This is a genomic window from Candidatus Hydrogenedentota bacterium (assembly GCA_012523015.1).
GTDB lineage: Bacteria > Hydrogenedentota > Hydrogenedentia > Hydrogenedentales > CAITNO01 > JAAYBJ01.
Map to the genome: position 1 here is coordinate 40,642 of JAAYJI010000317.1, position 8,362 is coordinate 49,003.

At 53.4% G+C, this 8,362-nt stretch carries 5 protein-coding genes; 1 reads left to right on the plus strand and 4 read right to left on the minus strand.

What is annotated here, in order from left to right:
• Positions 1–7: 7 nt before the first annotated feature.
• Positions 8–910: a glycoside hydrolase family 16 protein gene (locus GX117_13975; protein ID NLO34438.1), complete on the plus strand. Its 903-nt coding sequence runs from the start codon at positions 8–10 to the stop codon at positions 908–910.
• Positions 911–958: 48 nt separating this feature from the next.
• Here GX117_13975 and GX117_13980 read toward each other — a convergent pair whose 3' ends face one another.
• From GX117_13980 to GX117_13995, 4 genes are all read right to left on the minus strand, one after another.
• Positions 959–1,486, minus strand: coding sequence for a PaaI family thioesterase (locus GX117_13980; GenBank protein NLO34439.1), 528 nt, complete (start codon positions 1,484–1,486; stop codon positions 959–961).
• 227 nt (positions 1,487–1,713) lie between these two features.
• On the minus strand, positions 1,714–2,121 hold the full coding sequence (locus tag GX117_13985; GenBank protein ID NLO34440.1) for a DUF393 domain-containing protein: 408 nt from the start codon (positions 2,119–2,121) through the stop codon (positions 1,714–1,716).
• A 199-nt stretch (positions 2,122–2,320) separates the two neighbouring features.
• Positions 2,321–5,659, minus strand: a complete 3,339-nt coding sequence (locus tag GX117_13990; protein ID NLO34441.1) for a hypothetical protein — start codon at positions 5,657–5,659, stop codon at positions 2,321–2,323.
• 235 nt (positions 5,660–5,894) lie between these two features.
• Positions 5,895–8,362 (minus strand): formylglycine-generating enzyme family protein (locus GX117_13995; GenBank protein NLO34442.1); only part of this gene is annotated, 2,468 nt, incomplete at its 5' end.

An 8,362-nucleotide genomic window follows, 5' to 3' on the forward strand; every position in this document is an offset into this window, starting at 1 on the left:
AAGAAGCATGCAAATCTGCCCAAAAAAACAGTCTATTGCCTTCCTTTTACACGCCGCATGGAGAGCGGTCTTGTCTGCCGCCGCTCTTACAATGATCTTTTCTTGTTTCGCTTGTCATTTAGAAAAAGCTCCGAAAACGATTGACCCGGAAACAGAGCCGGGGTGGAGCCTTTGGATGGATGAATCTTTTGACGGACAGCAGGTGGATGAAACACGGTGGGACACAGGATTTCCGTGGGGGCGCTGCTGGCCGCCCCTCTACTATACGAAGACCGGAAATATTGAAATTAACGAAGGCATCTTGCAGTTAATCGCCCGCTCTGAAGTGGTCACCGGCTTTTGTTTTGACTGGGACGAGGCAGGTAATTTTACGCCCTATTACGCCGATTTCCCATACACATCCGGAATGTTTTACAGCCGTCAGGCTTTCCGCTATGGCTATTTCGAATGTCGCTTTAAGGTGCCGCGGGGCAAATCTTTTAACGCGGCATTTTGGCTCTATGGCGAAGAGGACTCTGAAATCGATGTCTTCGAAATTCTCGGAAGTAATCCCGCTGACGCACAGATGACGCTCCATTGGAAAAACAGAGATCCTCTCGTGGGAACACGGCAATGGCCCAAACATATCGTGTGTAACACCCCTTCTTTTGCAGAGGGATGGCATACCTTCGGGCTGCTCTGGGAACCCAATCGTTTGGAATGGTATTTAGACGGAAAGCGGGTGGAACAATCCCTATGGACGAGATTCATCCGAGGGCGTCATATTCCAACAGTGGATATGCATCTCATTCTCACCTTGGCCATAGGCGTCATGGATGGATACCCCGATGAAACAACCCCCTTCCCTTCCGCCTTTGAGGTGGATCGAGTACGGGTATTTCACACACCGGAAAGCATCTTACCTTCGTAAAAAGCGGGGCGCAAGAAAACGTCCTTAGCTGCGGCCCTGTCCATGCCTTCAATCTGCAGTGCTTTGGGAGGAAGCCTTATTTTCGCGTAAGTGGTCGAAGACCCGTTCTTCATCGCCCGTATAGATCATGTTGTCATCCACATAGAGCGTTTGTTCCGCGGACAGGGGCATAAAAGATGCCTCCGCCTTGGCGTAAATTTTCCCGGCTCCATCAACCAATACGGCTTCCGTATAGGCGAGCAAACGATTTGATTTCTTCACTTTCGCCTGTACCTCAAGCCCTGCGTTCGGCGGCGTCTGGTGCATATAACGAATGCTGAGACGACCGGTAACACACATCAATCCCAACACACGGTTAGCTGCCCACGCCATACACTCATCCAAGGCAGCGGCGACGACACCGCCATGGACCACCTCAGGATAACCGCAATGATGAGGTTGCACTTCCAAGGGCATACACACCCTATCTTCTTTGACATAAAACCGGGCTTTTAGCCCAGCGCTATTATCGATACCACAGACAAAACAACTGTGAGAGCGGGGAAGCGTTTTATAACCATTCTTTTCCATTTCCATACCGTGTTAACCTTTGACAAGTATTTGTATTGAGCACCGGCGCATCCTAAGCACATCTATTTTAAAACGAATATGCTTATCCCGATATCTCAACAGAAGCTTAAAAACAAAAAGCAGGAAGAAACAAAGCCGCTGTTCTTCCCGCAAAATACACCTACTATTGCTATAGAATACACCAATAGACAGTCTGTATCAATAGGAAATTATAGGACCCAAAGGTGCCGACTTTAGCGTCCGCAATGCCCCGTGTCGCAGCGATCTTCCGCTTGGATTCCTAAAAGGCGGGAGACAACATAGCGATGTCTCGCAATGAGCCCATAGACGATACGCCCTGCACCATGTATACCGGGAAGGGTCAACAACAGCCCCAACCACGTCCAGCCCCGCAGCTTCCGTAAAATCCGCGCGAGGGCGTCCACGCCATGGAAAAATAGTCGGTCAGGATAGAACACACACACAGCCCGTTCACAGAATTGAAATTGTTCTTCTGTTAAGGCCAGCTGCTCCCGTGCCGTCTGCACAGGTAAGGGTGAAAAACAATCCTCTTTGGCGCGTTGTAGAATCCATACTAAAGAGGCGCGGCAGAAAGGACAGGCTTCATTATAAATCAGCCATATGTTGTTGGAAACAGCCATGGGACACCGCCGCGATCATTCCGTTTAAAAGACACCGTTGACGCGATCCCAAACAAGGATCAGCTAGAAGCTTGTTTGCGCGCCTCTTTACACCTAAAGAAACAGTCGAGGTACAGGCTTTGTTCCGGTGTGCCCAGACACTTCAATCCGGCATGGACAGCTGTCCGCCAAAAGATCGGCTATCGGCACGCCGGCAGCATTACTCTAATCCGGGGGCGCTGATGCGTTCCCCGCGCTGTTGCCGCTCCTGATCGTCGAATTCGAAGGAACCATAGAACAGTGCGTTGGCGTCCATCCACGTGACCAACCGTTCCCAATCGTCATCGTCCAATTCTACGTTGTGATGCCCTTTTTCAAGAAGTTTGGTCAGGGCACTTCCCTTGGCACCGAAGAAACCCGGCTCCGCGAGGGGCTCGCAATTGCCGTCGGGAAAAGGACCGCCGTGCCCCCATGCGGCATAAGAGACGCGCGAGATGAGAGCATTGTAGGATTGGGTATAGCGCCCCTCGGGCCGGCCCGTGAGATGGATAGCTTTTCCATCGGGTCCTTGTGCGTCTTTTTCACCATGACAGTGGACGCAATGCTTATCCAAAACAGGCTGCACCAATATGGGATAACTCAGCGGCAGGGCTCCATCGGGAGCCTCACTGATACGGGAAGGCGCACGACGCTGAGCAAGCGTTCTGATTTCCGACTTTGACGGCGCGTCCATTCGGTTTTCGTGGCATCCCACACAAGACAATCTTTCGCCGGGCTGCAAATACGAAACACTGCGCATGACCTGCACCGCCTGACCGGATGCATCCAAAGCTTGGAAGGAAAGCGCCTTGCCGGAAGGCGCGATGAAGTAGGCAGAGCCATCTTCTTCCACAGGAACGGTGCCGAGCACCTGTTTCCCCGGCGAGGCGTTGGCGGCACCAACGGTTGGATTGTTCGCGCCGGAGGTGGATTTGGGCAAGACCTGCACAATGCGCAAGTGGGTTACGGGCGTATCCTCGGGCAGCGCAGGATCACTTTCATAGACATTCTGCACATAATAGCTGCCTTCTTGAGGAGCGTCGTCTTCAAGCAAAGAGGGCAGCACAGGCGCTTTTTCCCGTGCCTTGAGCGGCATGGGCCATAGGCTTGCAATATTCAAATCGCGATACAACAACTCTTGATTTCCATAGGCATCAACGAGGTAAAGACCAAAAATATTGGCGTCATTATGCTTGGGTTCGCCAATGAGCGGATCAAAGCTATAAGCGGCTAAAAACAGATCTTCGGCAAGAGGCCAAGGGCTGCGGAAGCATTGACCCGGCCAGCGTTCGGTCTCCGGGAATACTGCAGGAGGATCCGGGGCAAGGGCAGAGCGCCAGTGGGGCAGCAACAGTGACTCACTCTCCGGAAAGGGGACATGGGGCGTAAGCCGTTCCAGCGCATCAAGACCGTCAATGGCAACCGTGGGATCTACAAGCACAATGGACCCTGCCGTCATGCCATGATGGGGCGCAGCAGTTGCCATAACGCGGTGCGACCCGGGAACAGACCGAGCCTCCCACAAGCCGACGGGATTAAAGGTGTTGTTGCCGTAAAAAGCAGCGGGCGCGGTGCCGTCCGGCCGTGTGATCCATAAATGTTGGTAATGAACGGCGTCTCGATCCACATAATCCCAACGGGTATAGATGACCCTGCCGTCATTGAGCACAGCGGGATCCCACTCTTGCGTTTCATGAAAAGATAAGACCCGCACATCACCGCCATCGGCATTCATCAGGGTCAGCGTATAGACTTCACAGCCCGGTGTCCCGCAGCGATGCCATCCTCCCCTGCGCGTGGATATAAAAATAATTTGCCCATTCGGCAATTCCTTAGGCGAAAAGTCATCGTACGCTCCTTCGGTCAAGGGCCGCCACGACCCATCCCCATTAGAAATTTCATAGAGATGGTAAAACTGCCCTGCTGTACCGTTGAAACTATCTTGCGGCACGCCTTCTGTCCGACAAAAAGCAACGATAATCCTTTCGCCGGCATGGTCCACTTCAGGCTGCATAAAACTGCCTGTGGGCATGTCTTCCGCTAACCGGCGCACGCCCATATCATGGAGAGGATCATCCAAGACATAGAGCCCGCCGCCGGGGCGGGCATAACGGCCATATACTTGGGTCAGCTGGTGGCTGAACATACCGGGCGCCTGTTTCACAAAGAGCAACGCCCCCGTGTCCGCCAACGGATGCGCGAAAAGCAGCGCACGCCGCCGCTGATGCACTTCCCGCCACAGTTCTTGCCAGGGAGCACTGTCGCCTTCCCATTCCTCTAGGCGCAGGGCTTCAAAATCAGCCTTCAATTGAAACCAAGAACGAAGCACATCATCCGATACGGGCAGCTGCTGCGCCTCTAATTGAGCGGCGAGCCGATTCCCCTTTTCCAAACAGCTCTCCGCCCCTTCCCGATAGCTGCAGCGGACCGCGCCGGCACCGATACCATCTTGCATGCGCCAATCCCACTCGAGCATTTCCTGAAGGATCAGAGGATGGGCAAGTATATCCGTCGGTGTGGTGAGTTCGGACACCGCCGCTTTCTCGGGAAAAAAATCTATGTCTATTTTGCGGTCGCCGCTGACGAGATAGAGTTGGGTCAGGCGAACTGCAGCATCTGCACCCCCTCCGTCCACCACAAAAGACAGCAGACGATCGCTATCCCAACTTTCCGAGGAAACACACAGGACACTTTCGCCTCCTTTTAAAGCGATCTCTTCGCTGAGCCCGCCGGCAAAGCTTAAGGAAAGGGAAGCGGGTGCACCGCCCGCATGGGACACGACGGCAACGGCAGTCATAGGCTCTTCGCTTTTACCTAAGGGCACATCAATGCGTGCCTCTTCATGAGCAGCGGCCATAAGTGTGCAGCAATGAAGGGGTCTTGAAAAGGCAAGTTGCGCGCCCTCGCTCTTCCCCAAAAGGGCATAACTCCCTTCCATCCGTTGTTGGGATGTTGCTGGAGAAAAACGCGCTGCGCCAATTTCAACAAAAAACCTATCCTCCATCAACAGCGCATGCGCCCAGTTCGCCATATCATTGGCAATACCATCCCCACAGTCTGAAGCAACGAGCCGCAAGATCTTCGCATCGACGAGATCCACTTCAACGGGCTTTGCCGCGTCACTGTCGCTCATGCATCCCGATTCAAAACATTTTTTGTCATCGACCCACACCTCAAAAGAAACACTTCCTTTACCTCCGCCCTGCCATTGAACGCCCACTTCCGCTGTGAAAGAAAGAAAGCGTCCGTCTATAGGCAGCACGATTTCTCCGGGCGCGTGGTGACCGAGTCCGTGGCCGTATTCTTTTTCACCAATACATAACGTCATGCCTTGTCCATCGGTCGGATAGGCTGCTCTGTCCTTACCTAAGTTTCCCCAGCCCTGCTGAACCGTCAATTCCGATTCAAGGTCTGCAAGATGGATTCCCTTTTCAGCGGCGTCAACGCTCATGCAAAGAAAAGCAAAAAGAAAGAGGGAAAGAAAAATAAAGGTCCCATACCGATGATGCCATATACTCATGTCTGCGATTCCCAAAGTAAAAATATTTCAATACGAATAATCTTGTTGCGATATGCCCTATTTTAGCACTGGACGGATTCAAGGTCGAAATACGACCTGTCCTAGCGAACGACCATCTACGACGGTGGAGAACCGCGAAAGAGAAAGGGGCAGCATGGCTCCCGCTTTTCGCGTCTTCGCAATTTCTTAAATTCTTTACATGAATAGGAACCTTTAAAAATCGCTCCATCAGCAATCATGGCGCACACACAACGCGGAACCCTACATCATGGACGCATTGGCTAGCGTCGAAGTGATTGCGGAAAGCTGAACGGCCCCGCTTCGGACAGTCCCGCCAAGAACCGCCGCGCACCACCTTAGCCTGATCTGATCCGTACGAAGAAGCGGTCCATTCCGCTACGTTACCATGCATGTCATGGAAGCCCCAGGGGTTGGGCCGGAAACTTCCGACTGCAGCGGAAACACGCCACGTATCATCAAAGCGCGTGTCTGCGGGGCGCCAAGGCGGTATGGCGGTGGGTACATGGGGATAATAGACGGTGTGGTGGGTGGCGTCGGAGAAGTTCGCTGACGTCGAAAATTCGGAGTCCAAGGTTCCGTACCAGAGGGGCGTTGTCGTGCCGGCACGACAGGTATATTCCCATTCTTCTTCAGTGGGTAGACGGAACGATCTGCCCGTATGTGCCGTGAGCCATTCGCAAAAGCGCATAGCCTGTTCCCAAGATACACGGACCACCGGCTGTTCCGGACGGTTGAGTGTGTGCCCTCTTTCGTCGTCGCCGAACTGATAAGCCTCCCCTGTCTCCAAGCCGCTGTCGTGCCCCGGGTCAAAGCAACGGTATTGTTCATTGGTAATCTCGAATTTTCCCATCAGGAAAGGTTCTTCGATAGACACGCTTAGCGCGGGACCTTCATTGGTATAGCCGCGATCAGCGCCCATTTGAAATTCACCGGCGTCTACAAAGACCAGTTCCAAATCGACCCCTTCCGCCAGATTCACCCGTTCTATCAGTGTTTCTTTTGCCGTGTCTTTTAGCGCACGCTCCGTATCTTCCGCGAAATCACGGGGCACACAGTGCAGCCGATCGGCGAGATCTTCGGGAGCCGCTATCTCGGCCGTGGGCGGGATCTCCTCTTCATCCACATCCATGCCCGCATAACGGTGATGGAGTTCACGACGCCGCTGTGCGCCGTGTTTTGCAGCTGCTATTTTCGTTGCATTTTGACCGGCTTCCGCAACTTCCTGCCATGTGCCGTGGAAGGGCGCGTTCAGGTCTATCCACGTAATAATCCGATCCCACGCCTCATCACTCAATTGAACACCATAATGATCATCTCGGAGCAGCTGCACCAGCGTGCTCGTATCGGCATGAAAATCACGAGGGGTCAACATGTGTGCGTCACTTTCGAGGGTGGGCGCATTTACCCAAGGGCGCAGCGCCATATAAGAAGGCGAAAAATACATTTGAAAGGCGGAAGGAATCTTTTTAGTAGACCGTGCCGTGAGATCAAAGTTCACTGTGCCATCCTCAAAATCCTTGCCGTCGTGACAACGAATGCAATAGGCATCCAGCACGGGCTGTACCTCCCGGTCAAAAGAAAAGCCCCGCGCCGCGCCGTACCAAGGCCGTATGGTGGAGGGTTCTCGTTGAAAAGCCTGACGGATCCCGTCGTAATCGCCCAGTGTATTTTGGGCTTCATGGCATCCTGTGCAGGAAAGCGTTTCGCCGGGCATGGCAGTAAGCCAACTGCGCATCAACGCCACAGCCTTGCCGTCTTCATCCAGCGGCTGCAGGGCGATAGGCGTGTGGGCGGGCACCGTGAAATGGGCAGAGCCGTCTTCATCGACCGGAACGGTTCCGATGATTCGTTTCACATCCCAAGGTCCGTCCAATCCCACCCGATCCGGTTCACAGCCCAATTCATGGAAGGTATAGGTATAGCCTATGAGCCGCAAGGCTTTGACCGTTCCTCGGGGAACTCCTGCAAGTCCCGGCCCCTGATAAACGTCGGTGAGCATGACCCTTGCTTCTGTCCCGTTGAAATCCACTTTGTCGGGAACCACCGGTTGTCGCGGTATTTCCCGCCACGGCACAGGTTCTAAAAACGCCCAATCCGCTTCTTCATGAATCAGAACAAAATTATTGAAAACATCTACCAAATAAATCCCCCAAAGAGCGTCTATGCTTGGCTTACAAGAGACAAGAAAATAGTGTTCATTCAGGGGCCATGGGTGGAGAAAGCGCGGCCAAATCGCTGAAACCAGCCCGTCCAAAATAACGGGTTTCACTTCTTTACCATCATCAGGAATACGTCGGACGACACCTTCCGCTTCATGGCGGCCCAAGGCAGGATCCAATATAAGCAATTCCCCTTGGCGCGGCGCGTCATGATGTCCGCCGGCGACGGCAACAACTTTGGTCGGATGATTGGGGATGGGCCGCGCATAAAATAAGGAGGCAGGCCAAAAGGAGTTGCTCCCATAATATTCCATTTGTGCGCTGCCATCGGGGCCGCAATGAAACAAGAGCCGATAGAAGGCATGGGCGATATCGGCGTATTCCCAACGCAAATAGAGGATACGCCCATTATTGAGCACCGTGGGGCACCAGTTATGATCTTGATCATTCGTGAGTCTGCGCACTTGCCCGTCCACTTCGCGCAGATACAAATTAGCGACCTTGGAACGCCCCCCTACACAGG